The 21,554-nt window shown below is 64.9% G+C and carries 21 protein-coding genes; 12 read left to right on the top strand and 9 right to left on the bottom strand.

Annotation, left to right across the window (positions count from 1 at the left end; genetic code table 11):
* Positions 1-5: 5 nt before the first annotated feature.
* Both AB3X99_RS04500 and AB3X99_RS04495 read right to left on the bottom strand, forming a co-directional pair.
* The gene (locus AB3X99_RS04500) at positions 6-1,337 is read right to left on the bottom strand and encodes a homoserine dehydrogenase (protein ID WP_069267525.1); all 1,332 of its coding nucleotides are present in this window, start codon (positions 1,335-1,337) and stop codon (positions 6-8) included.
* A 49-nt stretch (positions 1,338-1,386) separates the two neighbouring features.
* Positions 1,387-2,625 carry a pyridoxal phosphate-dependent aminotransferase gene (locus AB3X99_RS04495; RefSeq protein WP_069267526.1) on the bottom strand — a complete coding sequence of 413 codons (1,239 nt, stop codon included), beginning with the start codon at positions 2,623-2,625 and terminating at the stop codon, positions 1,387-1,389.
* A 536-nt stretch (positions 2,626-3,161) separates the two neighbouring features.
* Here AB3X99_RS04495 and AB3X99_RS04490 point away from each other — a divergent pair.
* The 12 genes from AB3X99_RS04490 to AB3X99_RS04435 all read left to right on the top strand — a co-directional run bounded on the left by AB3X99_RS04490 (position 3,162) and on the right by AB3X99_RS04435 (position 16,589).
* Complete coding sequence (locus AB3X99_RS04490) at positions 3,162-3,536, top strand: Mth938-like domain-containing protein (RefSeq protein ID WP_368616209.1); 375 nt, start codon at positions 3,162-3,164, stop codon at positions 3,534-3,536.
* A 158-nt stretch (positions 3,537-3,694) separates the two neighbouring features.
* Positions 3,695-5,386 carry a glycosyltransferase family 39 protein gene (locus tag AB3X99_RS04485; RefSeq protein WP_368616208.1) on the top strand — a complete coding sequence of 564 codons (1,692 nt, stop codon included), beginning with the start codon at positions 3,695-3,697 and terminating at the stop codon, positions 5,384-5,386.
* Between the two features lie 148 nt (positions 5,387-5,534).
* Positions 5,535-5,906 (top strand): SMR family transporter, encoded by a 372-nt coding sequence (locus AB3X99_RS04480; protein WP_028204911.1) that lies wholly within the window; start codon positions 5,535-5,537, stop codon positions 5,904-5,906.
* A gap of 140 nt (positions 5,907-6,046) precedes the next feature.
* On the top strand, positions 6,047-7,210 hold the full coding sequence (locus AB3X99_RS04475; protein WP_368616207.1) for a DegT/DnrJ/EryC1/StrS family aminotransferase: 1,164 nt from the start codon (positions 6,047-6,049) through the stop codon (positions 7,208-7,210).
* 189 nt (positions 7,211-7,399) lie between these two features.
* Positions 7,400-8,506 carry a glycosyltransferase gene (locus AB3X99_RS04470; protein WP_368616206.1) on the top strand — a complete coding sequence of 369 codons (1,107 nt, stop codon included), beginning with the start codon at positions 7,400-7,402 and terminating at the stop codon, positions 8,504-8,506.
* The gene (locus AB3X99_RS04465; RefSeq protein ID WP_069267529.1) at positions 8,503-9,459 is read left to right on the top strand and encodes a formyltransferase; all 957 of its coding nucleotides are present in this window, start codon (positions 8,503-8,505) and stop codon (positions 9,457-9,459) included. Before AB3X99_RS04470 ends, AB3X99_RS04465 begins: the two co-directional genes overlap by 4 nt.
* The gene (locus AB3X99_RS04460) at positions 9,456-10,505 is read left to right on the top strand and encodes a bifunctional UDP-4-keto-pentose/UDP-xylose synthase (RefSeq protein ID WP_342945673.1); all 1,050 of its coding nucleotides are present in this window, start codon (positions 9,456-9,458) and stop codon (positions 10,503-10,505) included. The genes AB3X99_RS04465 and AB3X99_RS04460 overlap by 4 nt, the downstream gene beginning before the upstream one ends.
* A 24-nt stretch (positions 10,506-10,529) precedes the next feature.
* A complete protein-coding gene (locus AB3X99_RS04455; RefSeq protein ID WP_342945672.1) occupies positions 10,530-11,426 on the top strand; it encodes a polysaccharide deacetylase family protein in 897 nt (298 codons plus the stop codon).
* Positions 11,427-11,571: 145 nt separating this feature from the next.
* Positions 11,572-12,033 carry a peroxiredoxin gene (locus AB3X99_RS04450; RefSeq protein WP_028204906.1) on the top strand — a complete coding sequence of 154 codons (462 nt, stop codon included), beginning with the start codon at positions 11,572-11,574 and terminating at the stop codon, positions 12,031-12,033.
* A gap of 399 nt (positions 12,034-12,432) precedes the next feature.
* Positions 12,433-14,274: a PhoH family protein gene (locus AB3X99_RS04445; protein ID WP_368616205.1), complete on the top strand. Its 1,842-nt coding sequence runs from the start codon at positions 12,433-12,435 to the stop codon at positions 14,272-14,274.
* A gap of 237 nt (positions 14,275-14,511) precedes the next feature.
* Entirely contained in the window at positions 14,512-15,645 is a 1,134-nt protein-coding gene (locus AB3X99_RS04440; RefSeq protein WP_368616204.1) for an NlpC/P60 family protein, read from the top strand.
* Positions 15,646-15,782: 137 nt separating this feature from the next.
* Positions 15,783-16,589 (top strand): SDR family oxidoreductase, encoded by an 807-nt coding sequence (locus AB3X99_RS04435; RefSeq protein WP_368616203.1) that lies wholly within the window; start codon positions 15,783-15,785, stop codon positions 16,587-16,589.
* 63 nt (positions 16,590-16,652) lie between these two features.
* On the opposite strand, the gene AB3X99_RS04430 is transcribed toward AB3X99_RS04435, so the two are convergent.
* From AB3X99_RS04430 to rpsF, 7 genes are all read right to left on the bottom strand, one after another.
* Positions 16,653-17,663 carry an inorganic phosphate transporter gene (locus tag AB3X99_RS04430; protein ID WP_321931921.1) on the bottom strand — a complete coding sequence of 337 codons (1,011 nt, stop codon included), beginning with the start codon at positions 17,661-17,663 and terminating at the stop codon, positions 16,653-16,655.
* 10 nt (positions 17,664-17,673) lie between these two features.
* On the bottom strand, positions 17,674-18,300 hold the full coding sequence (locus AB3X99_RS04425; RefSeq protein ID WP_069267536.1) for a DUF47 domain-containing protein: 627 nt from the start codon (positions 18,298-18,300) through the stop codon (positions 17,674-17,676).
* A 205-nt stretch (positions 18,301-18,505) separates the two neighbouring features.
* Positions 18,506-19,888: a replicative DNA helicase gene (locus AB3X99_RS04420; RefSeq protein ID WP_069267537.1), complete on the bottom strand. Its 1,383-nt coding sequence runs from the start codon at positions 19,886-19,888 to the stop codon at positions 18,506-18,508.
* 164 nt (positions 19,889-20,052) lie between these two features.
* Positions 20,053-20,505 (bottom strand): 50S ribosomal protein L9, encoded by a 453-nt coding sequence (gene rplI / locus AB3X99_RS04415; protein ID WP_069267538.1) that lies wholly within the window; start codon positions 20,503-20,505, stop codon positions 20,053-20,055.
* Positions 20,506-20,532: 27 nt separating this feature from the next.
* Positions 20,533-20,808: a 30S ribosomal protein S18 gene (rpsR, locus tag AB3X99_RS04410; RefSeq protein ID WP_027797225.1), complete on the bottom strand. Its 276-nt coding sequence runs from the start codon at positions 20,806-20,808 to the stop codon at positions 20,533-20,535.
* Between the two features lie 2 nt (positions 20,809-20,810).
* Positions 20,811-21,110, bottom strand: a complete 300-nt coding sequence (gene priB / locus AB3X99_RS04405; protein WP_028204898.1) for a primosomal replication protein N — start codon at positions 21,108-21,110, stop codon at positions 20,811-20,813.
* A 45-nt stretch (positions 21,111-21,155) separates the two neighbouring features.
* Entirely contained in the window at positions 21,156-21,527 is a 372-nt protein-coding gene (gene rpsF, locus AB3X99_RS04400) for a 30S ribosomal protein S6 (protein WP_028216785.1), read from the bottom strand.
* Positions 21,528-21,554 lie beyond the last annotated feature (27 nt).

The raw sequence follows: 21,554 nt of genomic DNA, 5'->3' as shown, positions 1-21,554 counted from the left end.
TTGCCTTAGTTCAGTCCTTCCATACGCAGCTTCGTGACCTGCGACTTCACCGTCGCGAGCTTTTCGATCTGCGCGATCGCCGCGTTGACGTTCTTCTCGATCGTCTCGTGCGTGATCAGGATGATGTCGGTTTCCGCCTTGCCTTGCGCGTCGACCTGCTCCGCTTCCTTTTGCAGCAGCGCGTCGATCGAGATGCCGCTGTCCGCGAGGATGCGCGTGATGGCCGCCATCACGCCGGTCTGGTCCGCCACGCGCAGGCGCAGGTAGTAGCCGCTCGTGACTTCGTCGATCGGCAGGATCGGCGTGTTCGAGAGGCTGTCCGGCTGGAACGCCAGATGCGGCACACGGTGCTCGGGGTCGGCCGTGTGCAGACGCGTCACATCGACGAGATCGGCCACCACGGCGGATGCCGTCGGCTCCGCGCCCGCGCCCTTGCCGTAGTAGAGCGTCGTGCCGACCGCGTCGCCGTGCACGACCACGGCGTTCATTGCGCCTTCCACGTTCGCGAGCAGGCGCTTGGCCGGAATCAGCGTGGGATGCGTGCGCAGCTCGATGCCGCGATCGGTGCGGCGCGCGATGCCGAGCAGCTTGATGCGATAGCCCAGTTCTTCCGCGTACTTGATGTCGATGGCGTCGAGCTTGCTGATGCCTTCCACATAGGCTTTGTCGAACTGCACGGGCACGCCGAACGCGATCGCGCTCATGATCGTCGCCTTGTGCGCGGCGTCCACGCCTTCGATGTCGAAGGTCGGATCGGCTTCGGCGTAGCCCAGTTCCTGCGCGGCTTTCAATGCGGTCGCGAAGTCGAGCCCGCGCTCGCGCATTTCCGAGAGGATGTAGTTGGTCGTGCCGTTGATGATGCCGGCGATGTACTGGATGCGGTTGGCCGTGAGACCTTCGCGCAGCGCCTTGATGATGGGGATGCCGCCCGCCACCGCCGCCTCGAACGCGACCATCACGCCCTTGGCGCGCGCCGCTTCGAAGATCTCCGTGCCGTGCACTGCCAGCAGCGCCTTGTTCGCGGTAACGACATGCTTGCCGCTGGCAATGGCGCGCAGCACGAGATCCCTGGCGAGCGTCGTGCCGCCGATCATTTCGGCGACGATCGAAATCGCGGGATCGTCGACCACGGCGTTGAAGTCGGTCGTCAGCTCGACGCTGCCGGCTTCACTGCCGAGCGCCGTCGTGGCCTTGGCCGGGTTGCGTACGGCGATGCGCGCCACCTCGATGCCGCGGCCCGCGCGGCGTTTGATTTCTTCCTGGTTGCGGCGCAGTACCGTGAAGGTGCCGCTGCCCACCGTGCCGAAGCCCAAGAGACCTACTTTGATCGGATCCATGCAGCGTGTGTTCGTCCAAGTGTTTGAAAAGGGGATGCGTGTGACTGGCTCAGGTGCCGTGCCGCTGGCGATAACCGTCGAGGAAGCGCGCGATGCGGTTGATCGAATCGGTCAGGTCGTCGACGTTCGGCAGGAACACCACGCGGAAGTGGTCCGGCTGCTTCCAGTTGAAGCCCGTGCCCTGCACGAGCAGCACGCGCTCCTGCAAGAGCAGATCGAGGATGAACTGCTGGTCGTTCTCGATCGGATAGAGCTTCGGGTCGAGGCGCGGGAACATGTAGAGCGCCGCTTCCGGCTTCACGCAGGTCACGCCCGGGATGGCCGTGAGCATGTTGTACGCCAGTTCGCGCTGGCGATAGAGGCGCCCGCCCGGCTGGATCAGCTCGTTGATGCTCTGGTAGCCGCCCAGCGCCGTCTGGATCGCGTACTGGCCCGGCACGTTCGCGCACAGGCGCATCGAGGCGAGAATGCCGAGACCTTCCGTGTAGTCCTTCGAGCGGCGGCGGTTTTCCCCCGTCATGCCCGAGAGGAACATCCAGCCCGCGCGGTAGCCGCACGCGCGATAGCTCTTCGACAGGCTGTTGAGCGTGACGGTGATCACGTCTTCCGAGAGCGAGCCGAGCGCCGTGTGCGTCTTGCCGTCGTAGATGATCTTGTCGTAGACCTCGTCGGCGAACAGGATCAGGCCGTGCTCGCGCGCGATCGCAACGAGCCCGCGCAGCAGGTCGTCCGAATAGAGCGCGCCAGTCGGGTTGTTCGGGTTGATGACGACGATCGCGCGCGTATTCGGCGTGATCTTCGAGCGGATGTCGTCGAGGTCGGGCATCCACGCGTTCGACTCGTCGCAGATGTAGTGCACGGGCGTGCCGCCCGAAAGGCTCACCGCCGCCGTCCACAGCGGATAGTCGGGCGCGGGCAGCAGCACTTCGTCGCCGTCGTTCAGGAGCGCCTGCATGGCCATCACGATCAGTTCGGACGCGCCGTTACCGATGTAGATGTCGTCGAGCTCGACGCCCTTGATGCCCTTTTGCTGCGCGTAATGCATGATCGCCTTGCGCGCGGCGAACACGCCCTTCGAATCCGAATACCCCGAGGAGCCCGGCAGGTTCAGGATCATGTCCTGAATGACTTCGTCGGGCGCGTCGAAACCGAACGGCGCGAGATTGCCGATGTTCAGCTTGATGATGCGGTGGCCTTCTTCTTCGAGGCGCTTCGCGTGCTCGAGCACCGGCCCGCGGATGTCGTAGCAAACGTTCTGCAGCTTGTTGGATTTGAGAATCGGTTTCACGGCGGGCTATCGGTTATCGGTCAGTAAAGCGGTCAGAGAATCAGTCAGGGCGTCAGAGGCGAGTAAGACGCGGTAAAAGGGCTGGAACAGGCTGAAATGCCGTCGACCGGCCGGCGGATGGCGCCTTGGTGGACAGGACAGGCAGGGAGCCGGAGGGGCGCCCCCGGCGGGACAAAAGCCGTGCACGATTGCGTGGGGAGCACCGGGCGCACGCGCGACGCTTCGCAAAGCGTGCGCTGGCCGACCCGACTACCCCAAAACCGCCCCAGCAGCTTGTGGCTGCCCTCGCCCGATGCGCGGATGGCGCGCGTAGCGGCCTGCCGGCGCGGTCTACCCGCGGGCGCCGCCGCAGCGGCGGCTAAAAAGCTATAATTTAGCGGATTTTGACCAACTTCCGCAATGCGCAATCGGCCACGAGGCGGGTCGCGAAGCGGGTGACACGGCGGGCTGCAAGGCGGTTCGCCGAGGCCGGCGGCGGCACAGGATATGCGCCCCTCGCTTGCGCACCCGACCTGCCCTTACCCCGGAACCCCGTTTTGAAATTACACCAGGACTCCAGCGCCGCGCTGAACACCGTGACCGGTTACGGCGCCGACTACGTCGAAGTGAACCTCGAACGCCATACGGGCAGCATCATCGTGATGCCCGAATCGCCGGTCACCCCCTGGCCGGTGCAGTCGTTCGACGCCCTCACGCCCGAACTCTTCGAGCTGCTTCTCCCGCTGAACCCCGAAGTGGTCGTCTTCGGCAGCGGGGAGCGGTTGCGCTTTCCGCATCCGCGCCTGACCGCGGCGCTCGCCAGGAAGCGCATCGGTGTGGAGGCGATGGACTTCAAGGCCGCCTGCCGCACCTACAACATCCTCATGGCCGAAGGCCGCCGTGTGGCGGCCGCGCTTCTGATCGAAAGCTGACGCCCCTTAAGCTTGCCATCAGGTCGCCGCGCGGCGGCGTAGTACACTTGCGCGCCGTGTGCGTAGCGCGCGCCCCGGACCCGGCCGCACACCGCGCGCGGCCAGCGCGCGCTTCGCACCCCGACCGCAACGACTGCAACAAGAACAGGCTGAAACCCATGAACGATACGCCATCGAGGCTACCGCTCAACCGCAGCGCGATCCTGCTACTGATCCTCGCCCTCGCCGTGATCTGGTTCCTGCCGCTCGGCTGGCGCCACCTGCTGCCGAGCGACGAAGGCCGCTACGCCGAAATGGCGCGCGAAATGCTCGCGAGCGGCGACTGGATCACGCCGCGCTACAACGACTACAAGTACTTCGAAAAGCCGCCGCTGCAAACCTGGATGAACGCGCTCACCTTCGCGTGGTTCGGCATCGGCGAGTGGCAGGCGCGCCTCTACACGGCGCTCACCGGCTTCGCGGGCGTGCTGCTGATCGGCTTCACCGGCGCGCGCGTGTTCAACGCCGCCACGGGCTTCTTCGCCGCGGTCGTGCTCGCCTGCGCGCCGTACTGGAACCTGATGGGCCACTTCAACACGCTCGACATGGGCCTGGCATTCTGGATGCAGCTCACGCTGTGCGCGCTGCTGCTCGCCCAGCGCCCGACCCTGCCCAAGGCGAACGCGCGCCTGTGGATGTGGGTGTGCTGGGCCGCCATGGCGATGGCGGTGCTGTCCAAGGGCCTCGTCGGCCTGATCCTGCCAGGCGCCGTGCTGGTGCTCTATACGGCGATTTCGCGCGACTGGGCGCTCTGGAAGCGCCTCTATCTCGTGAGCGGTCTGATCGTCTTCTTCGCGATCGTGTCGCCGTGGTTCATCCTCGTGCAGCAGCGCAATCCCGAGTTCTTCAACTTCTTCTTCATCGTCCAGCAGTTCCAGCGCTACCTCACGCCCGCGCAGAACCGCCCCGGCCCGTTCTACTACTTCGTGCCGGTCATGCTGGTGGGCTTCCTGCCGTGGCTTTCGGTGAGCGTGCAGAGCGTGCGCCATGCGCTGCGCGCGCCGCGCCAGCCCAACGGGTTCTCGCCCGTCATGCTGATGCTCGTGTGGACGGTGTTCATTTTCCTGTTCTTCAGCGCCTCGCACTCGAAGCTCGTCTCCTACGTCCTGCCGATCGCGCCGCCCGTGGCGCTCATCATCGGCATGTATCTGCCGGTCATGACGCGCGCCCAGTGGAACAAGCACCTCGCGGGCTACGCGGTGTTCGCCGTCGCGCTGATGGCGGGCTCGTTCGTGCTCACGCGGCTCGGCGACGCGCGCAATCCCAACGCGCTCTACCGCGAGTTCCAGGTCTGGGTGTTCGCCGCGGCCGCGGTGGCCTTCGTCGGCACCATGGTCGGCCTGCGCCTGAACCGCGCGAAACGCACGCCCGAAACCGGTGCGCGCGCGCCAGCGGTTGCGCTCGGCACCGCGTGGCTGCTGCTCGCGACCATTGCGGGCACGGGCCACGACGTGTTCGGCACGCTGAGTTCCGGCGCGCCGCTCGCGCCCGCTGTGCGCGCCGCCATTGCGAAGCTGCCGCCCGACACGCCGTTCTACTCGGTGGGCGTACTCGACCATACGATGCCTTTCTACGTGCGCCATACGATGACGATGGTCGAGGTCACCGACGAGCTGGCCTTCGGCATCTCCGAGGAGCCGCAAAAATGGGTGCCGACCATTGCCGACTGGGAGGCGCGCTGGAAGTCCGACCGCTATGCGCTCGCGCTGCTTCCCGTGAAGCGCTACGAAGAGCTGGCCGCGCAGGGCCTGCCGATGCAGGTTGTCGCGCGCGACGCGCGGCGCGTGATCGTTGAAAAGCCGCAATCCTGAGCGCTTCCTGGCCCCGATTGACGCATGGGCGATAATCGGGCCGCGCCGCGCCGGTGCGCGGCGGCCCGGGCTGGCCTGAACGGCACGGCCGGCCTGCGCAGCCCGGGCTCCCGCCCCAACCCGACAACCCGTTGAATCGCCCTTTCCGATGAATCCGATTTCCCTCATCTGCATCCTCGCCGGCGTCGGCCTCAACGCCTGCGCGCAACTGTTGCTGAAAGCGGGTGTCAATGCCGTTGGACACTTCGAATTCAGCCGTGCGAACATCTTGCCCATTGGCCTGAAGCTCGCGACGCAAGTGCCGATTCTCGGCGGCCTCACCTGCTACGTGTTCAGCGTGGTCGTGTGGATCGTCGGGCTCTCGCGCGTGGACGTCTCGATCGCCTACCCGATGCTCTCGCTCGGCTACGTGGTCAACGCGTTCGCGGCGTGGTATCTGTTCGGCGAGGTGCTGAGCGTGCAGCGGCTCGTGGGCATCGGCATCATCCTGATCGGCGTGTTCGTGCTGGCGCGCAGCTGACGCGCCGCGGCGCGCTGTGGCGCGCGTGGCGAGGCCGCTTGCAGCGCGGCATATTGCGCCCATATAAGTATTTCGTAAGATGCGCCGCGGCGGCCTTGCCGCCCGGCCCCACTTTCTGACGAGCAAAGAGCAAAGCACTCATGACCCAGTCATCCCCGCAGTCGACCCTTCCGTTCTTGCCGTTCGTGCGTCCCGAAATCGACGAGGAAACCATCCAGGGCGTCGCCGACGTGCTGCGCTCGGGCTGGATCACGACCGGCCCGCAGAACCAGGCGTTCGAAGCGGCGCTCTCGGAGTATTGCGGCGGCCGTCCGGTGCGCACCTTCAACTCGGGCACGGCGACGCTCGAAATCGGTTTGCGCCTTGCCGGCGTGGGTCCCGGCGACGAAGTCATCACGACGCCCGCGTCGTGGGTTTCCACGAGCAACGTGATCTACGAGGTGGGCGCGACGCCGGTGTTCGCCGACATCGATCCCGGCACGCGCAACATCGATCTCGACAAGCTCGAAGCCGCCATCACGCCGAAGACCAAAGCCATCATCCCGGTCTTTCTCTCGGGCCTGCCCGTCGACATGGACCGGCTCTACGCGATCGCCCGCCAGCACAAGCTGCGCGTAATCGAGGACGCCGCGCAGGCGTTCGGCTCGAGCTGGAACGGCAAGCGCATCGGCGCGATCGGCGACATCGTCTCGTTCAGCTTCCACGCCAACAAGAACCTCACGTCGATCGAAGGCGGCGCGCTCGTCCTCAACGACGAAGCCGAGGCCGTGCTCGCGCAGAAATACCGTCTCCAGGGCATTACGCGCACGGGCTTCGACGGCATGGACTGCGACGTGCTCGGCGGCAAGTACAATCTCACGGATGTGGCGGCGCGCGTCGGGCTCGGCCAGCTCAAGCACATCGAGCGTTTCATCCGGCAGCGCCGCGAGCTTGCGCGGGCTTACTTCGCGGGCTTCGAAGGCGGCGCGGCGGTTAAGCTCGGCGTCGGCCTGCCGCTCGCCGATTTCGCCAACAGCAACTGGCACATGTTCCAGATCACGCTGCCGCTCGACACGCTCGCGATCGACCGCGCCGGTTTCATGGGCGAACTCAAGGAGCGCGGCATCGGCTCGGGCGTGCATTACCCGGCCATCCACCTCTTCACGCTCTACCGCGAGCGTGGTTTCAAGGCGGGCATGTTCCCGCACGCGGAGCGCTTCGGTGCGAGCACGGTCACGCTGCCGCTCTTCACGCAGATGACCGAAGCCGACGTGGCGCGCGTGTGCAGCGCAGTGAACGAGATTTGCGCGAAGTTTGCGAAGTAGTTGGCAAAACAGGCAGTAACGGAAGTCGGAGACGGGATAACGCCGCTCTGACGGGCATGGGACCCGTGGCAGCGCTACAGCGCCAACTCGGGTCGACACAGGGGAAACGCAGGCGGACGGCGCGGCGCATGCGCCGCCGATTTGCGCATGCAGCAAACCGCAGCATCCAATAACGGAATCGACGCACACATGAGTCAAACGGAACAAGGCACCTTGACCCCGGACACGCCGGAAGTCTCGGTCATCATTCCGGTCTACAACGAGGAAGCTGGCCTTCCCGAGCTGTTCGTGCGCCTGTATCCGGCGCTCGACAAGCTCGGCACCTCGTACGAAGTGATCTTCATCAACGACGGTAGCCGCGACCGCTCGGCCGCGATGCTCGCGGAGCAGTTCCGCGCGCGGCCCGATACCACGCGCGCGATCCTGCTCAACGGCAACTACGGCCAGCACATGGCGATTCTCGCGGGCTTCGAGCAGGCCCGCGGCGAGATCGTCATCACGCTCGACGCCGATCTGCAGAATCCGCCCGAGGAAATCGGCAAGCTCGTCGAGAAGATGCGCGAGGGCTACGACTACGTCGGCACCATCCGCAAGCAGCGCCAGGACAGCCTCTGGCGGCGCAAGGCCTCGCAGGCGATGAACCGTCTGCGCGAGCGCATCACGCGCATCAAGATGACCGATCAGGGCTGCATGCTGCGCGCGTACAACCGCCGCATCATCGACACGATCAACCGCTGCGGCGAAATCAACACCTTCATCCCGGCGCTCGCGTACACGTTCTCGCAGAACCCGGTCGAGGTGGAGGTCGCGCACGAGGAGCGCTTCGCGGGCGAATCGAAGTACTCGCTCTACAGCCTCATTCGCCTGAATTTCGACCTCGTGACGGGCTTCTCCGTCGTGCCGCTGCAATGGCTCTCGTTCATCGGCGTGATCCTCTCGCTCGGCTCGGCAGGCCTCTTCCTGCTGCTGCTGATTCGCCGCTTCGTCCTCGGCGCGGAAGTGCAAGGCGTGTTCACGCTCTTCGCCATCACGTTCTTCCTGCTCGGCGTGATCATCTTCGCGCTCGGGCTGCTCGGCGAGTACATCGGCCGCATCTACCAGCAGGTGCGCGCGCGTCCGCGTTACCTGATCCAGACGATCCTCGAGGAGCGCAATGGCCGCGCCGTCGTCGATACGCCGCGCCAGGATTTCATGCAGGCGGCCGCCTTCGCGCAACCGGCTGAACCCGCGCGAGCGGCAGGTGCGGCTGCAAGGCCGGCCACCACGAACGCGGCCAATGAAGGAGCCGGCCAATGAAACCGCGCGCCGTTGTGTTCGCGTATCACAACGTGGGCGTGCGCTGTCTGCAGGTGTTGCTCGCGGGCGGCGTCGACGTTGCGCTCGTCGTCACGCATGAAGACAGCCCGACCGAAAACATCTGGTTCGGCAGCGTGAAGTCGGTGGCCGAGGAGCATGGCATCGAAGTCGTCACGCCCGCCGACCCGAAGAGCGCCGAGTTGCGCGCGGCCGTTTCGGCAGCGCGCCCGGACTTCATCTTCTCGTTCTACTACCGGCACATGCTGCCCGTGGACCTGCTCGCCCTCGCCGGGCGCGGCGCGTACAACGTGCACGGCTCGCTCCTGCCGAAATACCGCGGCCGCGTGCCCACGAACTGGGCCGTGCTCAACGGCGAAACCGAAACGGGCGCCACGCTGCACGAAATGGGCGCGAAGCCCGACGCGGGCGCGATCGTCGCCCAAACCCCGGTGCCGATCCTGCCCGACGACACCGCCGCGCAGGTCTTCGACAAGGTGACGGTCGCCGCCGAGCAGACGCTCTGGCGCGTGCTGCCCGCGCTGATCGCGGGCGAAGCGCCGCATCTGCCGAACGATCTCACGAAGGGCAGCTATTACGGCGGGCGCAAGCCGGAAGACGGCCGCATCGACTTCGGCGAGAGCGCGCAGCACGTGTACAACCTGATCCGCGCCGTCGCGCCGCCCTATCCGGGCGCGTTCACCGACATCGGCAACGAACGTTTCGTGATTGCACGCGCGCGTCTCGTGCGCCCCGGCTCGCAAGACGCCGAAAGGGTCCGCACCCTCGCCGGATTGCCCGTGGGCATCCACGTAAGCGATAATGCGCTTTTCGCCGTTTGCGGCGACGCACGCGCCATCGCGATCCACGAACTGCGGCATCAGCATAACGGTCAGGAGACCGTCATTAGCCCCGCCGCGTTCTCCGAACTCATTTCATCTGTCCCCCGTCCATGACCAAAAAAGTTCTGATCCTGGGTGTGAACGGCTTTATCGGCCACCACCTCTCCAAGCGCATCCTCGAAAGCACGAACTGGGAAGTGTTCGGCATGGACATGCAGACGGATCGCCTCGGCGACCTCGTCAAGCATGAGCGGATGCACTTCTTCGAAGGCGACATCACGATCAACAAGGAGTGGGTCGAGTACCACGTCAAGAAGTGCGACGTGATCCTGCCGCTGGTCGCCATCGCGACGCCCGCCACCTACGTGCAGCAGCCGCTGCGCGTGTTCGAGCTCGACTTCGAAGCGAACCTGCCGATCGTGCGTTCGGCCGTGAAGTACCGCAAGCACCTCGTCTTCCCGTCGACATCGGAAGTCTATGGCATGTGCTCGGACGAGCAGTTCGACCCGGATGCGTCCGCCCTGACCTACGGCCCGATCAACAAGCCGCGCTGGATCTACGCGTGCTCGAAGCAGCTGATGGACCGCGTGATCTGGGGCTACGGCATGGAAGGCCTGAATTTCACGCTGTTCCGTCCGTTCAACTGGATCGGCCCGGGCCTCGACTCGATCTACACGCCGAAGGAAGGTTCGTCGCGCGTCGTGACGCAGTTCCTCGGCCACATCGTGCGCGGCGAGAACATCAGCCTCGTGGATGGCGGCGCGCAAAAGCGCGCGTTCACCGACATCGACGACGGCATCGCTGCGCTGATGAAGATCATCGAGAACAAGGACGGCGTCGCCACGGGCAAGATCTACAACATCGGCAACCCGACCAACAACTTCTCGGTGCGCGAACTCGCGCACAAGATGCTCGCGCTCGCCGCCGAATTCCCGGAATACGCGGAAACGGCCAAGAAGGTGCAGCTCGTCGAAACGTCGTCGGGCGCGTACTACGGCGCAGGCTATCAGGACGTGCAGAACCGCGTGCCGAAGATCGACAACACGAAGCAGGAACTCGGCTGGGCGCCGAAGTCGACCTTCGACGAAGCGCTGCGCAAGATCTTCGAAGCATACCGCAGCCATGTCGCCGAAGCGCGTGCGCTCGTCGAGCAACATTAAGCGTTAGAGAAAGGTCATCGCCTCTTGGCCCGCATCGTCCTGAAAATCGACGTCGACACGCTGCGCGGTACCCGCGAAGGCGTGCCGAATCTCGCGCGCATCTTCGACCGCTACAAGGCGCGCGCCACGTTCCTGTTCAGCCTCGGCCCCGATCACACGGGCTGGGCGCTGCGTCGCGTGTTGCGACCTGGCTTTCTCAAGAAGGTCTCGCGCACGTCGGTGGTCGAGCACTACGGCGTGAAGCAGCTGATGTACGGCGTGCTGCTGCCGGGGCCCGACATCGGCGTAGAAGCCGCGGCGGAAATGCGCGCGATTCACGAAGCCGGCTTCGAGTGCGGCATCCATACGTGGGATCACGTGTACTGGCAGGACAACGTGCGCAAGCGCGACGCGCGGTGGACCGCGCGCCAGATGCAGAAGAGCCACGACCGCTTCACGCGGATCTTCGGCACGCCGCCCGTCACGCACGGCGCGGCAGGCTGGCAGATGAACGAAGCCGCCTTCGAGCAGATCGACACGTGGGGCATGCGCTACGCCTCCGACGGGCGCGGTCATTCGCCCTACCGTCCGGTGGTGGCGGGCCGCACGCTGAACCACGTGCAGATGCCCACCACGCTGCCCACGCTCGACGAGGTGCTCGGTGTCGATGGCGTCGATACCGATACGGTCGCGGCGTGGATGCTCAAGCGCACCGAAAACAACCCGCACGATCAGGTCTTCACGCTGCACGCCGAACTCGAAGGCCAGAAGCTCGCACCGGTGTTCGAACAGCTGCTCGCCGGCTGGCGCGCACAAGGCCATACGTTTGCCACGATGGGCGACTACCATGCGACGCTGGACCCGGATTCGCTGCCATCGTACCCTGTCACCTGGGGCGAGATCGCCGGCCGCTCCGGCCAGCTGATCGTGCAGCCCGACTGAATCCGCCGCCTGCGCGCCGCTCAGTGCCTGCCAGGACCCGCGCCCGTGCAACGCCCCCGCCGCGGGCGGCACGCCGTCCCGGCGAAACGGCGCCGTGCGCTGCGGCAACGCCAGCCAATAACAAAGGGAGAGCCACGTGCCTGACGTGACCATCGCAGTCGACCACCCCGTCCCGGACTTCACCGCCCCTGCTACCGGCGGCGACTTCACGCTGTCGAGCCTGAAGGGCAGCAAGGTGGTGCTGTACTTCTATCCGAAAGACAACACGCCCGGCTGCACGACCGAAGGCCTGCAGTTCCGCGACCTCTATCCGAAGTTCAAAAAGGCCGGCGCGCAGATCGTGGGCGTGTCGCGCGACAGCGTGCGTTCGCACGATAACTTCAAGGCCAAGCTCGAACTGCCGTTTACCTTGGTATCGGATGCCGACGAAGCGCTGTGCACGCTCTTCGACGTCATCAAATTGAAGAAAATGTATGGCAAACAGGTACGAGGGATCGAACGCTCGACCTTCCTCATCGACGCGACTGGCGTGTTGCGCCAGGAGTGGCGCGGCATCAAGGTCCCGGGCCATGTCGATGAAGTGCTGGAGGCTGTACAAGCGCTTTGAGGAGCGTTATATTGGGCTGCAATGAGTGCCTGTCCAACCCTTTTTACGTCGCGTTGCGGCGGTTTCGCAGCCGGTCATGGAATGACCGGAAGGGCGTATCCGAGGCAACGGGACAACACCGAAATGAAGCCGCTTGCCTCGTCATCCGGGGCGGCGGCTTTTTTGTTTGTTCGATGCTGTTCTCTTCCGCTTTTCTCCCCGTTCGTGCCGGCTTTGCGACCCGGCGCGCGCAAACATCAAGGAGCTGATCGAAAACCAGGCGAACCGGCATTTTCTGACATGAGCGCGCACCTTGCGCAGTAACGGCGGAGGCCTACCCGGCACCCGCACGCACCGCCCGAAAGCGCGCCTTACTGGGTAACCCCGCGACCACTCGACCCGATTTTTTCGAGGGACACCATGCCTTTGCCTACTCCCCCCAGCAAGCTCGGCAACCTGCTGCCGCCCGAAGAATACAAGGCGCGTGCCCGCACGACGCGCAGCACACGCAAGGCCGCGAGCGAGAACGACGCGGCCGACGTTGCAGAATACGGCCCCGGCAGTGTTGCCGAGCCGATGACGCAGGCCGCCAACGCCGCAACCACCTTGCGCACGGTGCCGCTTTCGAGCGCCAGCGCCGAACTGGCCGCGCTCGAACCGGTCGCACCGGCGCCCGCGCGCAACAAGCGCAACCACAGCAAGCAAGTCACGGCAGCGCTGCTGCAGCCTCTCGAGGCCCGCACCGATGCCGACGAGACACCCGTTGCGCGCGGCGGCAAACCCGCCTCGGCAAAAGCGTCCGGCGGCGCCGCTGCGCCCGCCACGCGCGCCGGCACGAAAAAACGCGTGCATCCCGAAGAGAGTACCGAAGTCCAGAAGCTCTTCGTGCTCGACACCAACGTGCTGATGCACGACCCGACCTGCCTGTTCCGTTTCGAGGAACACGACGTCTATCTGCCGATGATGACGTTGGAAGAACTCGACAACCACAAGAAGGGCATGTCGGAAGTCGCGCGCAACGCGCGCCAGGTGAGCCGCACGCTCGACCAGCTGGTCGCCAATGCGGGCCCGATCTCGGAAGGCATTTCGCTTGGCCGCCTCGGCAGCCGCGAGGCGCTTGGGCGCCTGTACTTCCAGACCACGCTCACGCATATCGATCCGGTCGACGGCCTGCCCCAGGGCAAAGCCGATAACCAGATCCTCGGCGTGGTGCGCGCGCTGCAGCGTGACCGGCCGGACCGCCTCGTCGTGCTGGTGTCGAAAGACATCAACATGCGCATCAAGGCTCATGCGCTCGGCCTGCCTGCGGAAGACTACTTCAACGACCAGGTTCTCGAAGACAAGGACCTGCTCTACTCGGGCGTGCGTGCGCTCCAGCAGGACTTCTGGTCGAAGCACGCCAAGGGCATGGAGTCCTGGCAGGACACCAAGACCGGCACCACGTATTACCGCGTGACGGGTCCCGAGTGCCTCTCGATGCTCGTGAACGAGTTCGTCTATCTCGAACCGCAGAACGGCGAACCGGCGTTCCACGCGATCGTGCGCGAGCTCAACGGCAAGACGGCGCTCCTGCAAACGCTGCGCGACTACGGCCACCACAAGAACAATGTGTGGGGCATCACGGCGCGCAACCGCGAGCAGAACTTTGCGCTGAACCTGCTGATGAATCCGGAGATCGACTTCGTCACGCTGCTCGGCCAGGCCGGCACGGGCAAGACACTCGTCGCGCTCGCGGCGGGCCTGGCGCAAGTGCTCGACGAGAAGCGCTACAACGAGATCATCGTCACGCGCGCGACCGTGCCGGTTGGCGAGGACATCGGTTTCCTGCCGGGCACCGAAGAAGAAAAGATGCAGCCCTGGATGGGCGCCTTCGACGACAACCTCGAAGTGCTTCAGAAGACCGATGACGCCGCCGGCGAATGGGGGCGCGCCGCGACCCAGGAACTGATCCGCTCGCGCCTGAAGGTCAAGAGCATGAACTTCATGCGCGGCCGCACGTTCGTGGACAAGTATCTGATCATCGACGAGGCGCAGAACCTCACGCCGAAGCAGATGAAGACGCTCGTCACGCGCGCGGGTCCGGGCACGAAGATCGTGTGTCTCGGCAACATCGCGCAGATCGACACGCCGTATCTGACCGAAGGCAGCTCCGGCCTCACCTACGTGGTGGACCGCTTCAAGGGCTGGGCGCACAGCGGCCACGTGACGCTCGCACGCGGCGAACGCTCGCGGCTTGCCGATTACGCGTCCGATATCCTGTAATCCATTCGCTTGGGCACCGCCTTTCTGGGGCGCCCGTGCAGATGGCGAGGACCGTATCCGGGGAACCGGATACGGTCCTTTTTTATTGCCCAGGCGTCCCCCAGGCACAACAGTTGGCGCACGAACTTCAAGTAAGTTGTGAAGAATTCTTGCGAAAGCGCTGACGGGCGGGCTACCATCCGCCCATGATCCGTTTTCCCGATGGCGCGAGCGTCGCGCGCGCGCCACCTCCGCTTCATGCGTCGACTCTGGCTTCCGCTTCTGATCGCAGTCCTGCTTGCCGCGTGCTCCAGTGCGCCGCAAAGGGTATCGCGCAGTGGTTCGTCCGCCGGCGAAAACGCGTGGCGCACCAAGCCTGCGGGCGTCCCCAATTTCGTCGATCACAGCGTGGGCCGCGAGGAAATCTCGATCCAGGCGATGGGGCTCGTCGGCATTCCGTATCGCTGGGGCGGCAATACGCCCGACAGCGGCTTCGATTGCAGCGGTCTCGTCAAATACGTGCTCGCGCGCTCGGCCTCGGTGGACTTGCCCCGCACCACGGCCGACATGAGCATGCGCGGCGAAACGATCGAGCCCGACGAGATTGCCGCCGGCGACCTCGTCTTCTTCAATACGACGGGGCGCCCGCATTCGCACGTCGGGATATATGTCGGCAACCTGCGCTTCGTCAACGCGCCTTCGACCGGCGGCACAGTGCGACTCGACTATCTGACCAACCCGTACTGGGCGAAGCGCTTCGACGGGATCCGCCGCATGGCGCCGCCCAAACGCACGCCTTTCGAGACGCCGACCTGGGAAGCGTCTGCGCCGGCTGAACGCGTGCCTGGCGCGAACACCGCGCCACCGGCTGCCGCAATGGCGAGCGTCGCGCCGACTGCGGCGGCGCAGCCCGTGCCGCGAGTCGCGGCCGCGAGCCAGAACCGCGTCGTCGGCGCACCGCAGGCGGCCTATGCGGCAACACCACCGACAACGCCAGCCACCACGCCGACGGCTTCCACCGCCGCTCCGGCCGACGCGTTCGAGCCCCCGCCCGCCTCGCTCGGCGCGGCGCAGACGCAGGCACGCGACGCGGGCGCGCTCGCACCGGCGGCCGCGCCCGCCAACAACGCGCCTGCATACGCTACCAACCCCGCCGCCAGCGCCCCGCGCGACGCCATCGACGCCGCCGCCGACGCCTTCGAGCCCCCTCCGCCCACGGCAAGCGCAGCGGCGCGCCAGGCCGGCCAGGTGGGCTCGACGCCGATCCAGGCGACGTCGCCAGCCGCGGGAGGCGCGCAGATCATGCGCGCCTCGACGGCCGGCCCGGCCTCGCCCGCCCCGACCCAGCCCAGCGACGACCCGATCGCGCGCTTTGCCAACGGCGGCGACTGAAGCGACCCCGGCCACGGCGCTGCGCGGCACGTTGCCCCTGGCCGAACGGCCGAGCATGCTTGCAGCGGTTTGCGGCGCCCCGCGCCTCTGCTATCGTTTTGGGACCGTTTTTCATACTTTCGCGCAGCGAGGCGACGATGGATCTTGGACTCAGCAAGAAGGTGGTACTCGTGACGGGCGGCAGCAAGGGCATTGGCCTTGCCTGCGCGCGCGCCTTTGCGCAGGAAGGCGCCCGCGTGGCGATCGTCTCGCGCGACCCCGCCAATCTCGCGCGTGCTCGTGAGCAACTAGCGAGCGAAGGCCTGCACGTGCACCTCACGCGCGCGGACCTGCACGAAGCGCATAGCGCCGCCGACGTGGTCGAAGAAGTCTCCACCGCGGTCGGCCCCATCGATATCCTCATCAACAGCGCGGGCGCGGCACGCCGCTACGACCCGGAAACCCTCGATGCGGACGCGTTCAGGGCCACGATGGAGGCGAAATATTTCCCCTACATCTACCCGCAGCAAGAGGTGCTGCGCCGCATGGTGCAGCGGATCAAGTCGGGCGAGAGCATGGAACCCGGGGCGATCGTCAACATCATCGGCATGGGCGGCAAGTTCGCGAGTGACATCCATATCGCGGGCGGCGCGGCCAACGCGGCGCTGATGCTCGCGACCGTGGGCCTCGCGCATTACCACGCGCGCTATGGCATCCGCATCAACGCGATCAACCCCGGCGCCACGCTCACGGAGCGGCTGCAGGAGGCCGTTCAGCTGGAGGCGCAACGCACGGGCGTCGGTGCGCAAGAGGCCTTGGCGAACGGCGAATCGAGGGTGCCGCTCGGGCGCTACGCGAAGCCGGAGGAAATCGCCGATGTCGCGCTCTTCCTCGCGAGCCGCCGCGCGAGCTACGTCACCGGCGCGCTCATTCCGATGGACGGGGCCAGCACGCCACTGATCTGAAGCGCGCGTCAGCGCGCGGGCGTAGCCTCAAAAGCACTGCGGCGCCCGAAGGCGCCGCAGGTTTTACATGAAGCGGTGACCGAGCCACCATGCGGCCGCGGCCAGCGTGGCCGAGGCCGGTATGGTCAGCACCCAGGCCCAGACGATGTTGCCCGCCACGCCCCAGCGCACCGCGCTGAGTTTTTGCGTCGCGCCAACGCCGACAATCGCGCCGGTGATCGTGTGCGTGGTCGAAACGGGAATGCCCATCCACGAAGCCGTGAAAAGCGTGAGCGCCCCGCCCGCCTCCGCGCAGAAACCGCCCACCGGCTTGAGCTTGGTGATCTTCTGCCCCATCGTGCGCACGATGCGCCAGCCGCCGAACAGCGTGCCGAGACCCATCGACAGATAGCAGCCGCCGATCACCCAGATGGGCGGCGCGTCCGAGCCGATCGCCGAGTAGCCCGTTGCGATCAGCAGCATCCAGATGATGCCGATGGTCTTCTGCGCGTCGTTGCCGCCGTGGCCGAGACTATAGAGGCTCGCGGAGAGCAGCTGCAGGCGCCTGAAGCGCCGGTCGACCTTGCTGGGCGGCGTGCGGAAGTACAGCCACGACACCGTGAGCATGAAGAACGAACCCAGCACGAAACCGAGCAGCGGCGAGATGAAGATGAACGCCACGGTCTTCATGAGGCCGTCGAAGTTGAGCGAGGCCCAGCCCGACTTCGCGAGCGCCGCCCCCACGAGACCGCCGATCAGCGCGTGCGACGAACTCGACGGAATGCCGTAGTACCAGGTGAGCACGTTCCAGCCGATCGCGCCCATCAGCGCGCCGAACACCACGTAGTGGTCGACGATATCGGGATCGATGGTGCCCTTGCCTACCGTCTGCGCCACCTTCAGGTGGAACACGAAATAGGCGATCACGTTGAACATGGCGGCGAAGGCCACCGCCTGCTGCGGCTTCAGAACACCCGTGGACACGACCGTGGCGATGGAATTCGCCGCGTCGTGAAAGCCGTTCATGAAATCGAAGACGAGAGCGATGGCGACCAGCGTCGCGACCGCCCAGAGAGCGAGTTGTATCGATTGCATCGCAGTGTGCTCAGGCGTTCTCTAGCACGATGCCTTCGATGATGTTCGCGACATCCTCGCACTTGTCCGTGATCGCTTCGAGCAGTTCGTAGATCGCCTTCAGCTTGATCAGGTTCTTGACGTCGTCTTCCTCGCGGAAGAGCTTCGAAATGGCCCCGCGCAGCAAGCGGTCGGCGTCGGACTCCAGACGGTCGATGTCTTCGCAGGCCTGCAGGATCTCGCGCGCCTGCTTCATGTCGGAGAGCAGGCCCACCGCCAGCTGCACGCGCTCGGCCGTGGCCGTCACCACGTGCGCCAGCTGGCTCGCCTCGGCGGTCACGGCTTGCACGTCGTAGAGCGAGATGGCCGTGGCGACGTCTTCCATCAGGTCGAGGCAGTCGTCCATCGTGGTGATCAGCTTGTGGATCTCGTCGCGGTCGAGCGGTGTGATGAAGGTCTTGTGCAGAAGGTCGATCGCCTCGTGCGTGAGCTTGTCGGCGGCCTTTTCGGAGGCCTGCACATTCTGCTTGTGAACCTCGGCGTCAGCGAGGTTATCGATCAGGAGTTCGAGTTCGCGGCTCGCGGAAACGATGCATTTCGCATGCGCATTGAAAATCTCGAAGAACTTGCCCTCGGTGGGCATGAATCGACCGAACATTGGTATCCCGGAAATTGGTCTCGGATTGCCGTCACGAAGCGGTGACTTCGCGGTCACTTCGCGGCAATCGGGCGGCAAAATAAGTGACAGAGATGGCTGTCATAAAACGGCAATATTGTATCGTCAGGCGAGAGCTGCCGCATGGATCGGCAGTCGCCAACGCGGCATTTGCGCCACTTTGGCGCAAGCCGCGCAACGCTTTGCGTTATTCGCCGTAGAAGGTCTGCGCTCCGGCAAAATTATCGAACTTCGTGTATTGACCGTGGAACGTGAGGCGAACGGGTCCGATCGGACCGTTACGCTGCTTGCCGATGATGATTTCGGCCGTGCCCTTGTCGGGGCTGTCGGGGTTGTAGACTTCGTCGCGATAAATGAACAGGATGACGTCCGCGTCCTGTTCGATTGCGCCCGATTCGCGCAGGTCCGACATCACCGGCCGCTTGTTCGGACGCTGCTCCAGACCGCGGTTCAACTGCGAGAGCGCGATCACAGGGACATCCAGTTCCTTCGCCAGGCTCTTGAGCGAGCGCGAAATTTCCGAAATTTCGGTCGCACGGTTCTCGCCCGTGCCCGAGCCGCTCATCAGCTGCAGGTAGTCGATGATGATGAGCCCGAGCTTGCCGCACTGGCGCGACAGACGCCGCGCGCGCGAGCGCAATTCCATCGGATTCAGGCCGCCGGTTTCGTCGATGAAGATCTGCGCCTCGCTCATTTTCTGCACGGCGTGCGTGAGCTTCGGCCAATCCTCATCGGTCAGACGGCCCGTACGCATGCGGTGCTGATCCAGACGGCCCACCGACCCGAGCATACGCATGATGAGCTGCGTGCCCGGCATTTCCATTGAGAACACGGCCACCGGCAGACCATACTCGACGGCCACGTACTCGCCGATGTTCATCGAGAACGCGGTCTTACCCATCGAGGGGCGCCCTGCCACGATGATCAGCTCGCCGCCGTGCATGCCCGACGTCATGCGGTCGAGGTCCATGAAGCCCGTAGGCGTGCCCGTCACGTCGCTCGGGTTGGCCGTGTGATAGAGCGTGTCGATGCGCTCCACGACCTGCGTGAGCAGCGGCCCGATCTCGAGGAAGCCCTGGGTGCCGCGCGCGCCGTCTTCGGCGATCGAGAACACCTTCGACTCGGCCTCGTCGAGCAGCTGGCGCACTTCCTTGCCCTGCGGGTTGAAGGCGTCGGCGGAAATTTCGTCGGCGACGGAAACGAGGCGGCGCAGCACCGCGCGGTCACGCACGATTTCCGCGTAGCGGCGAATATTCGCGGCGCTCGGCGTGTTCTGCGCGAGCGCGTTCAGGTACGCGAGGCCACCCACGTCATCCGCTTTGCCCGAGGTGCCGAGCGCCTCGTACACCGTCACCACGTCGGCCGGGCGCGTGGCGGCGATCAGCCGGCCAATGTGCTCGAAGATGATGCGGTGATCGTAGCGATAGAAGTCGCTTTGCGAGAGGAAGTCGGCAATCCGGTCCCATGCGCCGTTATCCAGCAGCAGGCCGCCGAGCACCGATTGCTCGGCTTCGATCGAATGCGGCGGGACTTTCAGCGAGTCGAGTTGGGGATCTTTCGGAGCGTTCATGGAGGGCAATTATCGGACAAGGGGGTGCCTCGAACAAGCTTGAAAACTTGCAATGCGCGGAGCGTCCAGGCAGCGCACAACAAAAAAGGCAGAAGCCCTGCGGCTCCTGCCCTTCCTGAATCTTGCGTCAAACCGCGCGGCCCGTGAGGGCCGCACGTGGGTACTTAGGCGTGCTCGCCCAGCACCGACACCGTGACGTCGACGAGGACGTCGGTGTGCAGTGCAACCTGCACCGGGTGGTCGCCCACCATCTTCAGCGGGCCTTCCGGCAGACGCACTTGCGCCTTTTCCACTGCGAAGCCTTGCTTCGTGAGCGCAACGGCGATGTCCGCGTTCGTGACCGAACCGAACAGGCGGCCGTCCACGCCGGCCTTCTGGCCGATCTGGACGGTCAGGCCGTTCAGCTTTTCGCCTTCGGCTTGCGCGGCTGCCAGCTTTTCAGCGGCGACCTTTTCGAGTTCTGCGCGGCGGACTTCGAATTCAGCGATTGCGTCCTTCGTAGCACGGCGTGCCTTCTTGTTCGGGATCAGGAAGTTACGTGCGTAACCGTCCTTCACCTTGACGATGTCGCCGAGGTTACCCAGGTTGACGACTTTTTCCAGAAGAATGATCTGCATTCTATTGCTCCTTATCGCGTCGTCTTATTAGGCCTTGTGCTGGTCGGTGTACGGCATCAGCGCGAGGAAACGCGCGCGCTTGATAGCCGTGTCCAGCTGACGCTGATAGTGGGCCTTCGTACCCGTCAGACGAGCCGGCGTGATCTTGCCGTTTTCGCCGATGAAGTCCTTCAGCGTGTCGAGGTCCTTGTAGTCGATTTGTTCGACGTTTGCAGCCGTGAAGCGGCAGAACTTCTTGCGCTTGAAGAGCGGGTTTTGTTGCTGACGACGCTTGTCGAATTTCTTACCAGTCGGGCGGGGCATGATTAGTCCTTTCCTGTGCCTTGCATTTCGGTGATGTGAAACACCAGGGTTCGCGCATTGCGGTGCTTTTTCGCCAGAAAACCGGTGAAGAGCGCTTCCACGCCCATCTCACAGCTTTCTACGAGACCGCAGGCCTTGCCGGCCGCGACCGCGGGCATCGTGAGTTCGACGAAGCGGGGAATGCCGGCTTCGACGACCTCCGTGCGATGCTGCAACGTGACGCTTGCGATCGGAACGCCGGCGGGGGTATACCGCACCGGTTCGCGTTCGACGACGCTAGCGGTAAGTTGAAGCCTGTTCACGCGGGGTTGGCTATGACTTTGCTTGAATCCTGATGGCTTACGTACTTAAGCCTGCGCTTCGGTCGGCTGGGCAGCCGCCTTCTTGGCTTCTTCGCGCTGCACTTCCTTCATCATCGGCGACGGGCCGGTTTCGGCCTTCTTCATCTTGACGATGAGGTGACGCAGAACAGCGTCGTTGAACTTGAACGCGTGTTCCAGTTCGTCGAGCGTGGCCTGGTCGCATTCGATGTTCATGCAGACGTAGTGAGCCTTCGCGAGTTTCTCGATCATGTAGGCCAGTTGACGACGGCCCCAGTCTTCGATGCGGTGGATCTGGCCACCGTGCGAGGTGATCGTGCTCTTGTAGCGCTCGATCATGGCGGGCACCTGCTCGCTCTGATCGGGGTGCACGATGAAGACGATTTCGTAATGACGCATGTATCACTCCTTGTGGATTTAAGCCAC

Source organism: Paraburkholderia sp. BR10882, from assembly GCF_040948855.1.
Taxonomy (GTDB): Bacteria; Pseudomonadota; Gammaproteobacteria; order Burkholderiales; family Burkholderiaceae; genus Paraburkholderia; species Paraburkholderia nodosa_A.
The sequence above is the reverse complement of the archived record's forward strand: the minus strand, read 5'-3'. Positions and strand labels throughout refer to the sequence as shown.